Below are 16,357 nucleotides of genomic sequence, written 5' to 3'. Positions count from 1 at the left end.
TAGGATCTAACGTAGATCGTATTACCGACCAAAACTGTTTAAAAAAACTACAACTGCGGTATCGGTCACGCTATTACAAAGCTGTAGCTATTAGGGTAGAGATAAAAGTTAGAACAAAGAAACTAAGATTCGTCACTGCCTACAATGGGTTTGATTTAGGGTTAGTTTGAGCCTTGATTAAGCCTAAATTGAAAAGTTTGCTGACATCACTGTTTTGCCGATTTCGGCATCACATAATTTTAGCGCAGCCAACTTTACAATTTAGTATTGCGGAGTCAGGCAGATGGAAAAACTTAAATTAGCTAAGGAATTATTTACCAGACCACTAACCTTAGAAGAACTACACAAGCTGGATCAGCTCGAGCGGCAAGCCAAAGGCAAGGAAAAACTGTATATCGCCTCCTTGTGGGATGCGGCATATGCCTTGGTAGAGCCAGCGGTCCTCCACCAGGCGCGTGAAGCAGGCCTACTCTAACCATATCCTTTATGGTGATTGACTGTATGGGGAAAGAACATTCTGTATTTCCCCTAATAGTTTATTCCGCTTATGATACTCCGTTCAATTAAACTTAATTTAAATACACTTAAATTAAGTTTATAAATCATTTCACATATAACGCCTAACTCTTTTGTCCACAGCCATAATACCTCTTCACCTCACATTAATTTAATAATACAAATAAACCAACAAAAGCATAAAAGCGCAAAGGTGATTAACATCACCATAATTTCGTCAATAAACACAAATAAGGTGATCAAAATCATGAAGATATACCAACAATAGTGATGAGTTTATCACTTTCTTAAAAGCCCCTTTGATTAGCATAAAATAATACAATAGCTTGTATGTGTACCAAGGATATTAAGGTGTAAGGATGAACACACATAAGCAAATTGCCCAAGACGCAATCGAACTCGTTAGGCCAGCGATAGAGCGCCTATTCTCACGGACTAATCGACAAGAGCTTCATATTGTCGTGATGGATCCACGGCTTAAGCCTTGGGAGTGCAGCTTTGAAGAAGCCATTTTAGTTGAAACCTCAATCGGTCAGCCCGATGCATGGACGATTCCTTTCGACCAGCTAGCACGAAAAAAAGCCCAACAAGCTTGGCGTGATTCTCAAGCCAACATCAATCATCAAACTAGCCATCCGTCGTCATTACGTGACGATGATGTGCTGTATTACGGCTCGTTTGTCTACGGCAATGTCGTCGTCGCCTGCAGCGGTGTGCAGCAATGGTATGACATGTTAATTAGCGGCTGGATTGCACTTGCTATCGAGCAACTGACGATAAATGACTACCAAACTCAAAAAATCGAAAACCCTACTCAAACTTACCGATGTGAAAAATAACAATAGGTATTAATAATATGAATAAACTACTAAAAGCAGTCATGGTCACCGCAGGTGTATTAGCGTCAGCAACAGCAATGGCCGCTGATTATCCAACAAAGAATATCCGCTTGGTCGTCCCGTTCGGTGCCGGTGGCGGTACTGATGCGGTAGGTCGCACACTGGCCAATAGCGCTAAAGATGTGCTTGGTCAAAACATTGCCGTCATGAACCGCACCGGTGGTGCTGGTGCTGTAGGGATGAGCTTTGGTGCCCAGCAGCGTGCTGATGGTTATACCCTGACCGTTGTTACCCGCGAGATTGCTTCACTGCCACAAATGGGGCTAATGCGCCACAATGCAGATGATTTCAAGCTTATCCGCATGGTTAACCTAGATCCAGCCGTTGTTCTTGTGGCTGCCGATAGCCCGTACAACAGCATCAACGATTTGATTGAAGAAGCCAAAAAAGAGCCGGGTAAAGTGAAGTTTGCTTCAACCGCTGCGCCAAACTTCTACTTAATGGCACTTGAGAAAGACCAAGAAATCAAGCTAAACGCGATTCCTTACAATGGTGCATCTGAAGCAATCCCAGCCGTTCTTGGCAACCATACTGATGTCACTATGGTGACACCAGGCGAGGCAATTGCCCAACTTCGCTCAGGCCAGTTAAAGGCCCTAGGCGTGATGTCTGAAGAGCGCATCTCGTTTATCAAAGACGTTCCGACATTGAAAGAACAAGGTGTGGATGTCGTAACAGGTACATGGCGTGGTATCGGTGCCCCTAAAGACACACCAGATCACATTATTGAAAAGCTAGGTACAGCATTTGACGAAGCGATGGCTAGTGAGGAATTCAAGTCATTCATGGCAACTGGCGCGATGACTATTCACAATCTTAACGCCGAAGAATTTACTAAATTTGTCTACGAAGATACTCAATCTCTAGGCACGCTAATTAACTAAACCTATCAGGAGCTAGCCCAGTGCTGGCTCCATTCTTTTGAACACGCTCAACACAAGGATGGATTCTATGTTAAATAGAAACTTTCTTTTCCCGTCCCTGATAATTTTATTAGGTGCCGCTTCACTCATTATTATCAGCCAATTCGACAAGCCCATGTTTCAAGATGCTAGTGTCGATGCGGCCTTTTTCCCAACCGTGGTAGTCATTGCCATGATGGTGATCTCGACAGTATTAATCTTCCAGCACTGGCAAAAAAATAAGCTCAAGAAAAATCCACACCTAGAACATGAAGAACCGCTTTTTTCCAAACTCTCTATTTTTGGTATCGCATACCTCTTTGGATACGCCTTCTTAATTCATATTCTCGGCTATCTGTTTGCAAGCCTTATAGCCTTCGCCCTGTATCTTATTTATTTCAAGGTGAAGAAACCCCTCTATTACGTGATTGCAGCCGTCTTCGTTTTCTCTGTTTATTACTTATTCGGCGAAGTGTTTGTAATCGCACTTCCTGATGGCATCATTTTGTAAGAGGCCGCTTATGTTAGAACATCTATTTTCAGGCCTTCTAACGGCCTTTAGCCCAAGCGTCTTTCCCGTCCTGGTCTTCGGCGTGCTGGGCGGTATTATCCTTGGCGCCCTACCCGGTTTAACAGCCACCATGGGGGTTGCGATCCTACTGCCTTTTACCTTTGGCATGGAGCCAACAGCAGCCCTAGTTATGCTGATTGGTGTATATATCGGTGGCATTTACGGCGGTTCGATAGCCGCTATTTTGCTCAAAACACCGGGAACACCAGCCTCAGCCGCCACAGTGCTTGATGGACACACTTTGGCAGCTAAAGGCCAAGCAGCGCGAGCCCTGAGTATTTCTGCGGTAGCATCTTTTATTGGCGGTTTGATCAGTACTATTGTATTGATTGCAATTGCTCCGCTACTGGCTGATTTTGCCCTTAAATTCAATGCACCAGAATATTTCGCTCTTGCACTGTTTGGGTTAACCATTATTGCCAGTGTATCGTCAAAGAACATTCTAAAAGGCTTATTAGCTGGTAGCATTGGTTTGCTGATTTCTACCGTCGGCCTTGATCCTATCAGTAGTGTGCCACGCTTTACCTTTGATGTGATGGACTTATATAGCGGCATCAATGTCATTCCGGTTCTGATTGGCTTGTTTGCTATCTCAGAAGGCCTCAATCAGCTTGAGAAATTACACACCCAGAAGAAAAGCGCACCACCTAAATTTGACCATAAGCTACTGAGCAAGAAAGATCTGAAAACCATGCTGCCAACAGCGATCAAAAGTGGTTTGATGGGCACTTCAATTGGCTCAGTGCCGGGTGCAGGTGCCGATATTTCGGCGTTCGTTTGCTACAACGAAGCCAAGCGCTCAGCGAAGAACCCAGATGAATTTGGCAAAGGCTCGGTACATGGTTTGGCCGCAGCAGAAGCAGGCAATAATGGCGTTACTGGTGGCTCATTGGTTCCGCTACTAACACTGGGGGTACCTGGTGACGCCGTTGCGGCAGTATTGCTTGGCGCTCTGATAGTACAAGGGTTAACTCCAGGGCCATTACTGTTTAGCCAGAACCCAGAAGTGGTATATGGCGTGTTCAGCTCAATGCTGGTTGCCAACATTGTCATGTTGCTCATCGGCCTGCTCGGCATCCGTTTCTTCTGCCGGATCATCGAGGTACCGAAGATCATCATGATCCCTATTATTATCTTCTTGTCAGTCATTGGTGCCTACGCCATTAACAACTCGATGTTTGATGTGGGTATCGCAATCGGCTTTGGCTTATTCGGCTTTATCCTCAATAAGATGGAGATCCCTTCATCCCCAATCTTGTTGGCCATCATTCTCGGGCCGATGGCAGAGACAAACCTGAGGAAATCGCTATTGATGTTTGATGGCAGTTGGTCATTCTTGTATGAACGCCCTATTGCCCTTGCATTCATTGTGTTGGCTGTATTCTCGGTTTACTCCACGATGAAGCTCAAGAAGAAGCAGGCGCAGAAGCCTGTGACGCCTTAGTCAACCGTGTGGTAGCAGATTATCGATATTACAAAGCCTCGTCTTTCGACGAGGTTTTGTAACATGTAGCAAAGTGATCTAGGTATAGCGGATTTGTTTAAAAAACCATTTCACTTAACTCAACGCATACGAAAAAGGCCTTGTCTTTCGACAAGGCCTTTAAATTTGGCGGAGAGATAGGGATTTGAACCCTAGATACGCTACAAACGTATGCCGGTTTTCAAGACCGGTGCTTTCAACCACTCAGCCATCTCTCCTTTGTGCGGCGTATAATATAGAGGTTTATTAAAGCTGTAAACCCCACAAAATCTGTATGGTTACCATTCCATCAAAAGATACCAAACAAGGGTGTTTTATACTCTCAATCTGACTCGATACCCTTATTAACGCTTTCAGGCCGAGTCCGCTTAGGGTAATCATAATAAAACATGGTCCCCTGCTCTTCGGCAATGGCTTGCCAACAGTCGACCTCAAAGCCGAACACCACCACACCACAAGTGGGTATATTGTCTTCTTTGAAGCCGAACATTTGGGCCAGTACCGTAATCGCAGGGTTATGGCCCACCAGCATCAACCTGTCTACGACATCGGTGGTTTCACGAATGATATCCATAAGTTCAAACGCCGATTCGGTATAAATCGTCGGATTTGATTCAAGCTTAGGACTACCAGCCAGACCTTCTGAAAACATGTAGGCCGTTTGGGCAGCACGTAACGCCGAGCTGGTGACAATTAACTGTGGCCCTTGTTGCCAGCCATTCAAGCGGTGGACCATCTTCGGAATATTTTTCAAACCTCGGTTATTTAGAGGCCGCTCGTGATCATCTAATGATGGGTCGTCCCATCGAGATTTCGCATGACGGACTAAAAACAATAATTTCATTGCTCTCCCCTTTTCAGAACAGGCTGATTCCCTAGCAACCACAGCTCGAAACCCGCCAAACTCATACATCACGCATCTAGTTACATCCTAAATGCTTGCTATTAGTATATGAAACTCAACAAAGATGACTGTTTCGATTACAAAAAAGGGCTGCCTTTATGGCAACCCTACAAAAACATCGAGTTATTCAACACACCGCTACATGGCTGATTTCACCGCCCGTGCCAAACGATCAGCAGCTTGCTTGGGATCAGCTGTTTTGGCATTGAAAAAGTTGCTGACCACATCAAAGATAGCGGCTTGAACATAACTTGTTGTCGCCAACCCCTGCGAAACACTCGGCACCAAACCACCGGATTGGCTACTTTGCTTGAACACCACTAGTGAATCTTTGGCACACTGATCAAACTCGGCCAAGTCCATGTCCATCCTGACTGGGATAGAGCCTTTGCTGAGGTTGAATGAAGACTGGAACTCCTTATCCAGTATTGCTCTGGCTAAATCCTTCTGCGCTTGACTGTTAGCTTCATCGGTTAACTTAAAGAAAGCAAAGCTATCGATATTGTAGGTAAATAATCCCTGTGTTCCCGGCGCAGCCATACACAGGTAATCTTGTCCCGGAATTTTTCCGTCGGCTTCAAACTCGCCTTTGGCCCAATCCCCCATGATTTGCATCGCGGCTTCGCCACTGCTTACCATGGCCGTTGCCGAGTTCCAATTACGTCCCCGGTAACTCGTTCCGACATAATCACGCATACGACGGAACTGGGTGAAGACATTCACCATGTTATCGCCACCAAGCACCGACATGTCGAGATCAACAAACGCACGCTGATAATCAGCAGGGCCCAATACCGCCAAAGCAACCGCTTCAAATAAAGTCACGTTTTGCCAAGGCTGTCCACCATGAGCCAAGGGAACATACCCGGCTTTCTGTATTTTCTCAGCGGCAACAAAAAATTCATCAAGTGACTTAGGAACATCAACCCCGACTTTGGCAAACACCTTTGGGTTGGCCCATAGCCAGTTCACTCGGTGAATATTGACCGGCACAGCCACATAGTCACCGTCGTACATCATGATTTGACGGGCGACAGGCGGAAGGATCGTTGACCAATGATCGGTTGCGGCGACATCATTTAAGTCGGTCAGAAAACCCAATCTTCCCCACTCTTGAATATCATGGCCTTTGATTTGGGCTGCCGAAGGCGGGTTGCCCGACACCGCGCGGGTTTTTAACACGGTCATTGCGCTTTCCCCACCACCACCAGCAATGGCAAAATCCTTCCAGTGATTACCTTGGGCTTGGATTTTTTCTTTCAGCAAAGAGACGGATCGGGCTTCACCTCCAGAAGTCCACCAGTGCAATACCTCTACTTCTCCAGCAGAAGCTGCGCTGCTGGCAAGCATTAATAAAGCCGGTATCAAGGTGTGTTTCATGTTCATTGTTTAATCTTCTTTCAACAGGCGGGGAATGTAGACTTTCACTTCCAATCCGCCATCTACCGCATTATGAATAGCCATATCACCGCCATGGGCGTGAATGATATTACGGGCTATTCCTAACCCCAAGCCATGACCTTCCTCATCTTTTGCGACACGAACATAAGGTTCGAATACCGTTTCGAGTGACTCTTTTGGAATCCCTGGGCCTTTGTCTTTTATAATAAGGATCAGCGAGTCTTTTTCATCGACGATAATCAGTCTTACCTCATGGCCATATTTCACCCCGTTATCAATCAGGTTGCTAAAGCAGCGCTTGAGAGCAAGCGGCTTACCCGTAAGTGGGGCGATTTTCATTTGCGGGATCACCACCTTTGTTTGATGATGGTTATGACGCTCAGCAATACTGTTAAGCATCTCTCTCAGATCCACTTGAGTTAGGTTTTCATGCAAGTCGGTATCTTTCACCGTTTGCAATGCACCTTTGACCATCATCTCCAACTCATCGAGATCATGGTTGAATTTTTCGACCTTAGTATCATCGTCAATCAGCTCGGCACGCAGCCTCAAGCGGGTGATCGGCGTTTTCAAGTCATGTGAGATAGACGAAAACAAATGCTCGCGATCATCAATATAACGCTGTACCCGCGATTGCATCCGATTAAATGCCCGTGTCGCCGTTACCAGCTCAGAGGCCCCTTCTTCTTTTAACGGCGGCTGATAAATATCAAAACTCATGGCATTCGCCGCATTCGCCAGTCGTTTCAGCGGTTTGGTCTGGCGTCTGATCATCAAGAACGTGAACACCAACAACAACGCGGTCATGAACACCATAAACACCAATTGCTGGCCAGTAATGATTTCATCTTCCAAGGTTACATAAGGCGCTGGCAACAGGGCGGCGATATACAACCACTCATTTTCAGCCAACTCTAACTGCACCACCAAAATCGGTGGATTAAAGGGTTCAAGACTGAGGGTATAATGCGCCCAAGAGCGAGGGAGATCGCTGAGCAAAATATCATTCTTAAGGACATGCAAGGTTTCGGGGCGAGAAAATTCCACCCGGATCACATCAAGTAAAGGAAGCTTCTCACTGAGCACGTCCTCGAAAGCACCGACTGCCGTCTTCTTCATCAAAGAATCAGGGATCGGGTCAATCAAGATCTCTTCTTGGTTGAAGGAAACAAAGAAACGAGTTCCCCCCATATTACGCAGTTGATCCAACACAATATGACGGTATTCCAAAGGCAGGGACTGGAAGAAGGTCACAGTCGACGCAAACATGTTAGCCATACTGGCCGAGGCTGACTCCAAGCCCTCCAAATCACGCTGCTTTGATTGCCCATACCAAATACTGGTCGCGATAACCTGGGCAAGGAAAACCGCCAGCAGGGTAAACCAGAGTGTGCGGGCCAATAGGGACTTTGGCCACCACTTTCGAATATTCATAGATAAAACCACCAGCAGTGCGAGGTTGTTTATTCCTCGTAGGTAACCTCGGCATTGAATGAGTAGCCGTTGCCACGAATTGTCTTGATCAATCGCTGCTGGGTACCCTTATCTCCTAAACGCTGGCGCAAACGGCTCAACTGAACATCAATGCTCCGGGCTGATGGTGTCGCTTCGCGACCACGAGTCGCAAAGGATATCGTATCGCGGTCCAACACTTCGTTAGGACGTGTTAAAAACAGCATCAACAACGCGAAGTCACTACCACTGAGTTCGTAATCTTTCTCTTTGTCCAAATCATATAGACGTTGGGCAGCGGTATCCAAACGCCAGTTGGCAAACCGGATCGACTTGGGAACCGATGGCATCTGTTGCGCTTCGGTCGGCTTAACACGCCGTAATAACGCTTTGATGCGTGCCATCAACTGGCGCGGGCTGAACGGTTTGGCGATATAATCATCAGCACCCAGCTCGAGCCCAATGATTTGATCCATCTCGTCAGAGACGGCAGTCAGCATAATAATAGGCACATCAGATGTTTTACGAATATATTGGCACAGGGTAAAGCCGTCATCACCCGGCATCATCACATCCAGCAAGATCAAATCAGGGGTCCCCATTGCCAGGCGGCGTTTCATTTCCTCCCCTTCAGCAGCGGTTATTACTGTAAACCCCGCCTTGGTAAGGTATTCATCCAGCAACTCGCGGATTTCCTGGTCATCATCAACAACAAGAACTTTCTTGCTTGTGCTCATTACATTTTCCTTCTGCCCTAGCAAGGGGTTCCCCCTAGCTCTTTTACACATTCTTCCGGGCAACATCATGCCAAAAAGCAATATGCTAACGCCAAAATAATACTGTGCGCTAACATACCAAACTGAATCAAAAAAGGCGCGTATCGCGCCTTATAATCATGATCTGAATAGATAAAAATGACAAGCATAGCAAACGTTTGCCACTAGCGATTGAACAGTTAAAACTTATGCGACACCCATTTTGATCTTATACTTCGACACCGCTTGCTCAAAAAACTCTCGCTCGTCGTCATCGACAATATTGCCAGTGACTTCGGCAAACACCTCATAGCCTTTCTTGCCATTCTTTACCTGCCAAACGGAGTAAGAAGCTTGCTTATCCAGTTCCACCCGATTTTTTTCTGCTTCTGAAAGCAATGATAAATTATGCATGCCCTATATCCTATTCCGATCAATTCGGTGGCGATTTTATCTCAAACCCCCGTTATTCCCAAGGTACTCTTCAGGTATTAACAACGAAAAAGCCCGCAATGCCCCTACTATAACAAGGGGGAGAATTGCGGGCTTAGCAAACCAAGAGAGCCTAAGGATTCAGAATCCGAGCAACCACTTGAAGGTAATAAAGAAACCAGCTACCACAGCCATCGTCAGCGCCACGCTTGCCACGGGGCTGAGTGTTGCTGCGCACGGGTTACTGATAGCATCAGCCAAGCTAGGCTCTTCAAAATCAGTCTTTTTCTGTGATTGGATCAGTTCATTCACGTAATGATCGATAGTATCAATCGACTCTTCTACCGAATCAATAACCTGGGCGCCCAGCCAACGTTCTTGGTCTATCAAGTGTCGAGACTCAACATGGCGCACCCCAGTAAAACGTCCGGTACGGCGATCAACGACCGATACCGCCATATAACCCTGATCTTCGCTCCAGACCCAGCAAGGTAGATAGTTACCTTCAATATTAACTTGGCTAGGGAATGGAAAACGTGCATTACTGACCATGTTGAGCAACTTTTCTTTTACATCACACAGGCCATGCAGCTGCTGAAGGCACGTTTCTAACCAAAACGGGAAATTATTGCGAAAAGCACTCTGGCGAAGCGGAGCAAGACGAGCTGCCCCTCTTACCACAAACTCAGTAATATGCTGACTAACATCACTTTGATTAGGCCAGTACTGCTGCGCTGATGAAGTGGGTAAAGTCAGACGCTGACAGATAGTGCCTTTTGGAGAAACAAGTTTCAGTACTTGCTGGCTATCTTCCATCGAAGGAAGGTATTCGATATGCCAAGGTTTAGTGACTTTCCGCATAATGGCCCGGTATACCTGCTCAACTGTAGACTGGTAATGCTCATAGTTGCTCATAAGGCACCTCCGGGGTGTTTTCTGGACTGACCTCATTGTACAAAAAAACGGCCTTCATTATGGTGATCAGAATCTTGTTTTGAATAAGAGGTGAAATACATCGCAATGCGGTAAAATCGAATATCATTCGTAATGTATTTTATCAATTATGCCAACACTGTATTTTCAAAAAATTTCTGCTGACCAAGCACCAATGGCACTGTTACTTGAGGCCGACCCCAGTGAAAGTCAAATACAGAAATACCTCAGCAATGCCGATATTTATGCGGCTATATCACAACAAGAAACCATCGGAATCTGTGTTCTTCAGCCACATTCGGCAACAACCCTAGAGTTAATGAACATTGCGGTTAGCCCAACCTATCAAGGGAAAGGCATCGGCCGCCAGCTGTTACAGTTTGTGATTGCAGAGTCACGGCAAAACAAAGCCAAAGCGCTGGTACTTGGAACCGGAACCTTTGGATACCAACTGGCTTTTTATCAGCGAGAGGGGTTCAGGGTGATAGATATAGACAAAGACTTCTTCCTAAAGCATTACGATGAACCGGTGATGGAAAATGGCATCCAACATAAAGATATGCTGAGGCTGAAACTTATTCTTTAACTCAATTGGGTTAATCCGCACTGACAACCCAAACGAGTGCGGAAAACGGATGATATCAGAGGCCGGCACTGACACCGAACAGGATTGAGTTATTGGTCACATCCCCCATATCACGATATTCATAATTCAATGAAAGATCGACAAATGGCAGCATGGAAAAGACCACCCCAGCACCACCAGCAAACCCCCATCCATCTTCACTTTGTCTAGGCTGGCCTGATTGGTCGACATCATAATCGTAGTAATTGGTACCGAGTTTACCGTACACACTGCCTATCACCAGAGGTAAGTCCGCCCTTAGCGTTAACGGGAATGATGTATAGTCAATTTCATTTTTGGCCAATTGATTCGGTGCGTCTACGTCTGCACTTCCTTGCACCACGCCGGCATTAACACTAAAAATATCATTAAAATGGTAGGCGCCATTAATACCATACTCAACACCTGTATCGTCATTGCCTTTATACTCAACGCGAGCGCCCCCCACCGTCGCTCCAACGGAAATGCCCAGCAGATCTGCTGAAGCAGGCGCTGCGCAGAGTAATAATGTCGCCACTAGCCCTAGTCTTTTCATGCATCCTATCCTTCGAAAAATATTCTAACCGCATCCTTATTATGGGTAGTGCGTATCACAGCAAATTACCAATTCTATTGTTGTTTTCCGTGTCGTAGCTCAACTCTGCCTATACTCATGAAACAGGTTTTCATTCACCATACTGTCTTGTCCGGAGGAGGTAGCCTATATCATGCGATTTCTCTGCGTCTTGATACTGCTCGTCCTGAGTGGCTGTGACCGTACAGACGATACACCGGATGCCGATACCATCTATATCAACGGCACCATCCTCACCCTGTCAACTCATGCCGAGAAAGTCACTGCGATTGCGTTCAAAAACGGTAGAGTACAAGCAATCGGTACCCGCATCGGCGTCATGCGCCACCAAGGCGATATTACGGAAGTCATCGACTTAGGCGGCAACACTATGGTCCCCGGTTTTTTTGCCGGCAATAGTGAATTTTCCAAACACCTTGAACAAACAGCCGATATTGAACAAGCCCAACTATCATTCGCCAGCCAAGGGATCACAACACTGGTCGATATCGGTATTAACCGCAATGATCTCGTGACCTTGCTTCAACATGCTAACGCTAACAAACTACTGTTAGATATCATCGCAATTCCCAATGTCAGTGAGATAGAAGCCTTAGTCGATGATGACCAATTCACCTTTGGGCAATACAACAACAAGTTAAAAGTGGCGGGCTTTTCGCTGGCCCTTGATGGTAGCGCATCAAACTACACGGCTTGGATGGCTTACCCCTATCAAGAAAATCCGGCCTTACCCGAACAGAGCTGGCGTAGCGAATCACTGTTACCTTTCAGCACCTTTTACAGCGTATTCCAATTGGTTGTTGAAAATGAGCTCCAGCTTTTTATTCATGCTATGGGCGATGCCGCTATCGATGCTATTATCCAAGCCGGTTACGACCTAAAACTCAATGCCGGACAAGATCAACGCCATGTCGTTGTAATGTCTCGTTATATGCGCAATAACCAATTGCAGCAGTATGCCAAGCTGGGAATAATCGGCTGCTTTGACACCAGCAACATATATCAGCAAGGAGAGGATGATGTCGAAAAGCTCGGTCTCAGCCGTGCTAATGGTCAGAGCCCGATTAAGCAAGCATTGGAGGATAGCCTACCCGCCAGCAATATTTGTTTCCCCGGCCCAATGGCTGCCGATACCGTTTTCGCATTGTGGTCTGCGGTTAATCGGGTGACGGCAGAGGAAGACATCATGGGCAGTGGGTTGCGCCTAACCCCCCAGCAAGCTCTACAGACGATGAGCACCTATGCTGCCTTTCAATTTTTTGAAGATGACAATAAAGGTGAACTGGTACCGGGAAAGCAGGCCGATGCCGTCATCCTATCTGCTAACCCGATGACGGTAGCACCAGGTCTTATCAAAGACATCGAAATCATCGAAACCATCAAACAAGGGAAGACAATTTTTCGCCGTCCAGGCATTGTCGACGACAATAGCGATTTTCAGTAAATAGACTTGGCGCGCCCCTCAACCGATATCACTTTTTTTATGTTTTTAAATGAGCGTATACCCAAGCACCTTGAAGTTATTTGGGTATATTTGTTCCCACCATGGATTTCAGCAGCAATGAAATCCATTACAACATCACATTTTTACTCACACTGTTTCAGTATGTTTCATTGATAAGTGACTTCAAAAAAAACCAAAATAAACACTAATATTTCATGAGCTTAAGTTTAAAATCAAAAACCAGCCACTAAGTATCGCTTACCTTTCACGCAAACGATACCCCTCACCATTTCAACAGATTTGGTAATCAATACGGTATTTTTGATTGATGGCTCAATAAAATGTGATCATGATCGCGAGATTCAATCACATCCTTGCTTACACTTTAATCCATCAAAACGACACAACTAGTCAAGGCGCCAAAAGAGCAGCCAACTAGGTCAGAATACACAACAATATAGAGGGTAAACACATGAATGAGATTCTGCTTGCGATTTTTGCAGGATTAATTGTTGGTCTATTTTTCTCGGCCATAAAACTTCCATTACCGGCTCCACCAGTGCTGCCGGGCATCATGGGAATCGTCGGTGTTTACCTTGGCGGCGTTGCCTACCAAAGCATCGTTGAACGTTTTTTCTCTTAAACGCACATTTTTAAAAAACGATACAGCGACAACATAACGTACAAACAACATACCTGGAGTGAACTATGGCTACCCCACATATCAATGCTGAACTTGGTGATTTTGCAGAAACAGTCCTGATGCCAGGCGATCCACTGCGTGCAAAATTCATTGCTGAAAATTACCTCGAAGACGTTCAACTTGTTTGTGACGTTCGTAACATGTTCGGCTACACCGGTACTTTCAAAGGCCAGCGTGTTTCTGTAATGGGCCACGGTATGGGTATCCCATCGTGCTCTATCTATGTTCACGAGCTGATCAAAGATTTTGGTGTGAAGAACATTATCCGTGTAGGTAGCTGTGGCGCTGTTCACGATGACGTAAAACTGATGGATGTGATCATCGGTATGGGCGCATCGACTGACTCTAAAGTTAACCGTATTCGCTTCAACGACCACGACTTTGCAGCCATCGCTGACTTCGGTTTACTAGAAACTGCTGTTAACGAAGCCCGCGCACAGAGCGTACCGGTTCGTGTTGGTAATGTTTTCTCTGCCGACCTGTTCTACAGCCCAGAAGCCGACTTGTTCGACAAAATGGAAAAACTAGGCATGCTAGGCGTTGATATGGAAGCAGCAGGTATCTACGGTGTTGCCGCTGAGTTGGGCGCTAAGGCACTGACTATCCTGACGGTTTCTGACCACATTAAGCGTGGTGAAAAACTAAGCTCTGAAGACCGCCAGAAATCCTTTGCACAAATGATGAATGTTGCATTGGAAACGGCCATCAAGCTGTAACGAACCTACCGTGGTCGATGTAACCCCGATTCATCGGCCACACCTTAGTTATTACATTCATACCAATGCCATTTGATCAGATGGTATCGGTATGACAGATAGTGAGAATTATTAGTTTCTACAACATTGCTTTGTTTGGCTATCAAGCAGCTCAAAATTTTGTAAAATGTGGCGTCTTACACAATTTGAATGGCACTCGCGATGGAATGCCGGCGAAGATATCAAGATAAAGCCCGTTGTAGTTACTAATGGTACAGAGCAGGGGATACCTGCTCTGTACCACCCCCTTATGGGCTCTCCCCTGCCAACAAATACACATAACGCGCTTGTTGCTTAAGCCCATGGATAAGGTTAGGCTGCCATGATGAATACACGCCGCATCGACAACCACGCATCGTTACTTCCCCAAGCCAGTAACGGTCATCAACTCAATCATTGTAAAACCGTCAGCTGCATCCATTTTGGTTCTACCGATCCTGAACATTACGTTCTTCAGCGCAACAATCCGAACAAACCAATGTTGGTCTGCAAAGAGTGTGGAGCTTTCCCTCCGATCATCAATAACCATGACGTAGTGGAAGAAGCCTTACGCCTAAAGCAACAGCAAAGCAGCGGAATGCCAGCTTGCAGCAACCCTGATTGTGATAATCTCGGACTACCGGTGCTAACCCACCGCCACCTTTACCACGCTTTTGGTTTCAGTGGTGATCGCCAGCGCTACCGTTGCAAATGCTGCCAAGCGACCTTTGTCGACCGCTGGTCGGGTTTTAACAGCAAAAACCTCATCCAGCAAAAATTGCTGGCCATGTTGTTTACTGGTTATCCGGTCAGGGATATCTGTCGCCGCCTAAACATGAACCCCAAATCTTTCTACGATCAGCTATCGCATATAGCGAGTCGCTGTCGCCGACAACTAGCCATGTTTGATGCTCGCTTGGTAAAGCATGCACCACAGCTAGCATTAGCCTCAGATGTCAGTGATTTACAGCCCAATAGCGGAAACGGTGTCCTCTGGGTTGCCAGTAGCGAAGCCGAGTCCGGTTACGTATTAGCGCAAGATATCAACTACCAGCCCGATGAACATGAAGAGTGTAGCGAATGGCATGACCCGTACACCAACGGGGCACGGTTTATGGCTGCTCCCCCCGTACAATTGGTTGAAGCCCCAAGCACAATACCGCAGGGGTTACTTGCGCATATCGACGCGGTATACCGGCAAATCATGGCGAGGCCAAATTTCGAAGACCCACTGTCGAGCAAACCGCGCTTGAATTATCCCTCCAAAGGCTGTTTGATCCGACCTCAATACACGGCGTATGCCCATTATATGCACCTGCAACAAATGCTGGTTCACAATGAAGACCTTGCCATTTATATGCCGCAAGAAACCTTGCTTCGTTCGGCCTGTATCTCTATTTTTTGCGACCGCATCAAAGACAAAACCATACACCCAATTTATGTCGAGACCGATCCCGAATGGCAACATGGCCAACTCGCAGGACGAATTGATATTGTGCTGATGGGATGGTGGCGTGACCGCTGGGCTTTCACCCGACATAACGACATCAGCAAAGGGATCTGCCATTTAGGCGGTGAAAAGGATAACGAAGGAAAATGGTTGGAAGTTGCCACCCACACGGCTATTACACGATACCAACAGCGCTTCCAAGATCAATTTGCGCAATTTATCAATGAACCCCGGCGTAAACTACGACCAGGCGGCCTATTACCTTTGCTCGATATCTATCGCGCATGGCACAACTTATGCCACCAAGATAAAGACGGTATCACTCCAGCCCAGCGCATGGGACTGGTTGCAAAACCGTTGACTCTCGAGCAACTTCTTAGCTAACAAGTGCCTTGTATCTGTACCATTCAATCCACGCTGATTAGTCCAGAATATTACTGAGTTTGGTATAACGCTTGTTCACGGCAGAATCATACCTTCCAAGCCAATAATGATGGGGAGATCCAATTTCTCCCCTTCCTTTCCATGTATCAGTTGATAACTTCATGGAAGATATATCACACTCTTCTCTAAGTGTAT

The 16,357-nt window shown here is 46.2% G+C and carries 17 protein-coding genes and 1 tRNA gene; 10 read left to right on the top strand and 8 right to left on the bottom strand.

The window, feature by feature from the left end; genetic code table 11:
* Window positions 1-283: 283 nt before the first annotated feature.
* The 5 genes from ACVA58_RS22865 to ACVA58_RS22845 all read left to right on the top strand — a co-directional run bounded on the left by ACVA58_RS22865 (window position 284) and on the right by ACVA58_RS22845 (window position 4,332).
* Entirely contained in the window at window positions 284-475 is a 192-nt protein-coding gene (locus tag ACVA58_RS22865) for a hypothetical protein (protein WP_428649604.1), read from the top strand.
* Window positions 476-875: 400 nt separating this feature from the next.
* Window positions 876-1,355 (top strand): hypothetical protein, encoded by a 480-nt coding sequence (locus tag ACVA58_RS22860; protein ID WP_446512659.1) that lies wholly within the window; start codon window positions 876-878, stop codon window positions 1,353-1,355.
* A 17-nt stretch (window positions 1,356-1,372) separates the two neighbouring features.
* Window positions 1,373-2,299: a tripartite tricarboxylate transporter substrate binding protein gene (locus tag ACVA58_RS22855; RefSeq protein ID WP_446512658.1), complete on the top strand. Its 927-nt coding sequence runs from the start codon at window positions 1,373-1,375 to the stop codon at window positions 2,297-2,299.
* A 67-nt stretch (window positions 2,300-2,366) separates the two neighbouring features.
* Window positions 2,367-2,828, top strand: a complete 462-nt coding sequence (locus ACVA58_RS22850; RefSeq protein WP_446512657.1) for a tripartite tricarboxylate transporter TctB family protein — start codon at window positions 2,367-2,369, stop codon at window positions 2,826-2,828.
* Window positions 2,829-2,838: 10 nt separating this feature from the next.
* Window positions 2,839-4,332 carry a tripartite tricarboxylate transporter permease gene (locus tag ACVA58_RS22845; protein WP_446512656.1) on the top strand — a complete coding sequence of 498 codons (1,494 nt, stop codon included), beginning with the start codon at window positions 2,839-2,841 and terminating at the stop codon, window positions 4,330-4,332.
* Window positions 4,333-4,498: 166 nt separating this feature from the next.
* Here the strand turns inward: ACVA58_RS22845 and ACVA58_RS22840 are convergent.
* From ACVA58_RS22840 to ACVA58_RS22810, 7 genes are all read right to left on the bottom strand, one after another.
* Window positions 4,499-4,589 (bottom strand) — tRNA-Ser (locus ACVA58_RS22840).
* Window positions 4,590-4,693: 104 nt separating this feature from the next.
* Entirely contained in the window at window positions 4,694-5,215 is a 522-nt protein-coding gene (locus ACVA58_RS22835; RefSeq protein ID WP_446512655.1) for a SixA phosphatase family protein, read from the bottom strand.
* 198 nt (window positions 5,216-5,413) lie between these two features.
* On the bottom strand, window positions 5,414-6,661 hold the full coding sequence (locus tag ACVA58_RS22830) for an ABC transporter substrate-binding protein (protein WP_446512654.1): 1,248 nt from the start codon (window positions 6,659-6,661) through the stop codon (window positions 5,414-5,416).
* A 3-nt stretch (window positions 6,662-6,664) separates the two neighbouring features.
* Window positions 6,665-8,110, bottom strand: coding sequence for an ATP-binding protein (locus tag ACVA58_RS22825; RefSeq protein WP_446512653.1), 1,446 nt, complete (start codon window positions 8,108-8,110; stop codon window positions 6,665-6,667).
* 29 nt (window positions 8,111-8,139) lie between these two features.
* Window positions 8,140-8,865, bottom strand: a complete 726-nt coding sequence (locus ACVA58_RS22820) for a response regulator (protein ID WP_446512652.1) — start codon at window positions 8,863-8,865, stop codon at window positions 8,140-8,142.
* A 225-nt stretch (window positions 8,866-9,090) separates the two neighbouring features.
* Complete coding sequence (locus tag ACVA58_RS22815; protein ID WP_446512651.1) at window positions 9,091-9,297, bottom strand: DUF3283 family protein; 207 nt, start codon at window positions 9,295-9,297, stop codon at window positions 9,091-9,093.
* Between the two features lie 159 nt (window positions 9,298-9,456).
* Window positions 9,457-10,230 carry a hypothetical protein gene (locus tag ACVA58_RS22810; RefSeq protein WP_446512650.1) on the bottom strand — a complete coding sequence of 258 codons (774 nt, stop codon included), beginning with the start codon at window positions 10,228-10,230 and terminating at the stop codon, window positions 9,457-9,459.
* 193 nt (window positions 10,231-10,423) lie between these two features.
* On the opposite strand from ACVA58_RS22810, the gene ACVA58_RS22805 reads away from it, so the two are divergent.
* A complete protein-coding gene (locus ACVA58_RS22805; protein WP_446512649.1) occupies window positions 10,424-10,834 on the top strand; it encodes a GNAT family N-acetyltransferase in 411 nt (136 codons plus the stop codon).
* Window positions 10,835-10,889: 55 nt separating this feature from the next.
* On the opposite strand, the gene ACVA58_RS22800 is transcribed toward ACVA58_RS22805, so the two are convergent.
* Window positions 10,890-11,408, bottom strand: coding sequence for a porin family protein (locus ACVA58_RS22800; RefSeq protein WP_446512648.1), 519 nt, complete (start codon window positions 11,406-11,408; stop codon window positions 10,890-10,892).
* Window positions 11,409-11,580: 172 nt separating this feature from the next.
* Here ACVA58_RS22800 and ACVA58_RS22795 point away from each other — a divergent pair, with 172 nt between their 5' ends.
* The 4 genes from ACVA58_RS22795 to ACVA58_RS22780 all read left to right on the top strand — a co-directional run bounded on the left by ACVA58_RS22795 (window position 11,581) and on the right by ACVA58_RS22780 (window position 16,162).
* Complete coding sequence (locus tag ACVA58_RS22795; RefSeq protein ID WP_446512647.1) at window positions 11,581-12,891, top strand: amidohydrolase family protein; 1,311 nt, start codon at window positions 11,581-11,583, stop codon at window positions 12,889-12,891.
* Window positions 12,892-13,363: 472 nt separating this feature from the next.
* Entirely contained in the window at window positions 13,364-13,534 is a 171-nt protein-coding gene (locus ACVA58_RS22790; protein WP_428649646.1) for a XapX domain-containing protein, read from the top strand.
* Between the two features lie 65 nt (window positions 13,535-13,599).
* On the top strand, window positions 13,600-14,310 hold the full coding sequence (deoD, locus tag ACVA58_RS22785) for a purine-nucleoside phosphorylase (protein ID WP_446512646.1): 711 nt from the start codon (window positions 13,600-13,602) through the stop codon (window positions 14,308-14,310).
* 361 nt (window positions 14,311-14,671) lie between these two features.
* Window positions 14,672-16,162: a transposase gene (locus ACVA58_RS22780; RefSeq protein ID WP_446512645.1), complete on the top strand. Its 1,491-nt coding sequence runs from the start codon at window positions 14,672-14,674 to the stop codon at window positions 16,160-16,162.
* Window positions 16,163-16,357: the final 195 nt, after the last annotated feature.

The sequence above is a fragment of the Photobacterium sp. DNB22_13_2 genome (assembly GCF_052873915.1).
This window is presented reverse-complemented; position numbering and strand designations above follow the sequence as displayed.

Bases quoted from the DNA above. Each gene is read 5' to 3' on its own strand.
- ACVA58_RS22865 (WP_428649604.1), top strand. From the start codon at position 284: ATGGAAAAACTTAAATTAGCTAAGGAATTATTTACCAGACCACTAACC.
- ACVA58_RS22860 (WP_446512659.1), top strand. From the start codon at position 876: ATGAACACACATAAGCAAATTGCCCAAGACGCAATCGAACTCGTTAGG.
- ACVA58_RS22855 (WP_446512658.1), top strand. From the start codon at position 1,373: ATGAATAAACTACTAAAAGCAGTCATGGTCACCGCAGGTGTATTAGCG.
- ACVA58_RS22850 (WP_446512657.1), top strand. From the start codon at position 2,367: ATGTTAAATAGAAACTTTCTTTTCCCGTCCCTGATAATTTTATTAGGT.
- ACVA58_RS22845 (WP_446512656.1), top strand. From the start codon at position 2,839: ATGTTAGAACATCTATTTTCAGGCCTTCTAACGGCCTTTAGCCCAAGC.
- ACVA58_RS22835 (WP_446512655.1), bottom strand. From the start codon at position 5,215: ATGAAATTATTGTTTTTAGTCCGTCATGCGAAATCTCGATGGGACGAC.
- ACVA58_RS22830 (WP_446512654.1), bottom strand. From the start codon at position 6,661: ATGAACATGAAACACACCTTGATACCGGCTTTATTAATGCTTGCCAGC.
- ACVA58_RS22825 (WP_446512653.1), bottom strand. From the start codon at position 8,110: ATGAATATTCGAAAGTGGTGGCCAAAGTCCCTATTGGCCCGCACACTC.
- ACVA58_RS22820 (WP_446512652.1), bottom strand. From the start codon at position 8,865: ATGAGCACAAGCAAGAAAGTTCTTGTTGTTGATGATGACCAGGAAATC.
- ACVA58_RS22815 (WP_446512651.1), bottom strand. From the start codon at position 9,297: ATGCATAATTTATCATTGCTTTCAGAAGCAGAAAAAAATCGGGTGGAA.
- ACVA58_RS22810 (WP_446512650.1), bottom strand. From the start codon at position 10,230: ATGAGCAACTATGAGCATTACCAGTCTACAGTTGAGCAGGTATACCGG.
- ACVA58_RS22805 (WP_446512649.1), top strand. From the start codon at position 10,424: ATGGCACTGTTACTTGAGGCCGACCCCAGTGAAAGTCAAATACAGAAA.
- ACVA58_RS22800 (WP_446512648.1), bottom strand. From the start codon at position 11,408: ATGAAAAGACTAGGGCTAGTGGCGACATTATTACTCTGCGCAGCGCCT.
- ACVA58_RS22795 (WP_446512647.1), top strand. From the start codon at position 11,581: ATGCGATTTCTCTGCGTCTTGATACTGCTCGTCCTGAGTGGCTGTGAC.
- ACVA58_RS22790 (WP_428649646.1), top strand. From the start codon at position 13,364: ATGAATGAGATTCTGCTTGCGATTTTTGCAGGATTAATTGTTGGTCTA.
- deoD (WP_446512646.1), top strand. From the start codon at position 13,600: ATGGCTACCCCACATATCAATGCTGAACTTGGTGATTTTGCAGAAACA.
- ACVA58_RS22780 (WP_446512645.1), top strand. From the start codon at position 14,672: ATGATGAATACACGCCGCATCGACAACCACGCATCGTTACTTCCCCAA.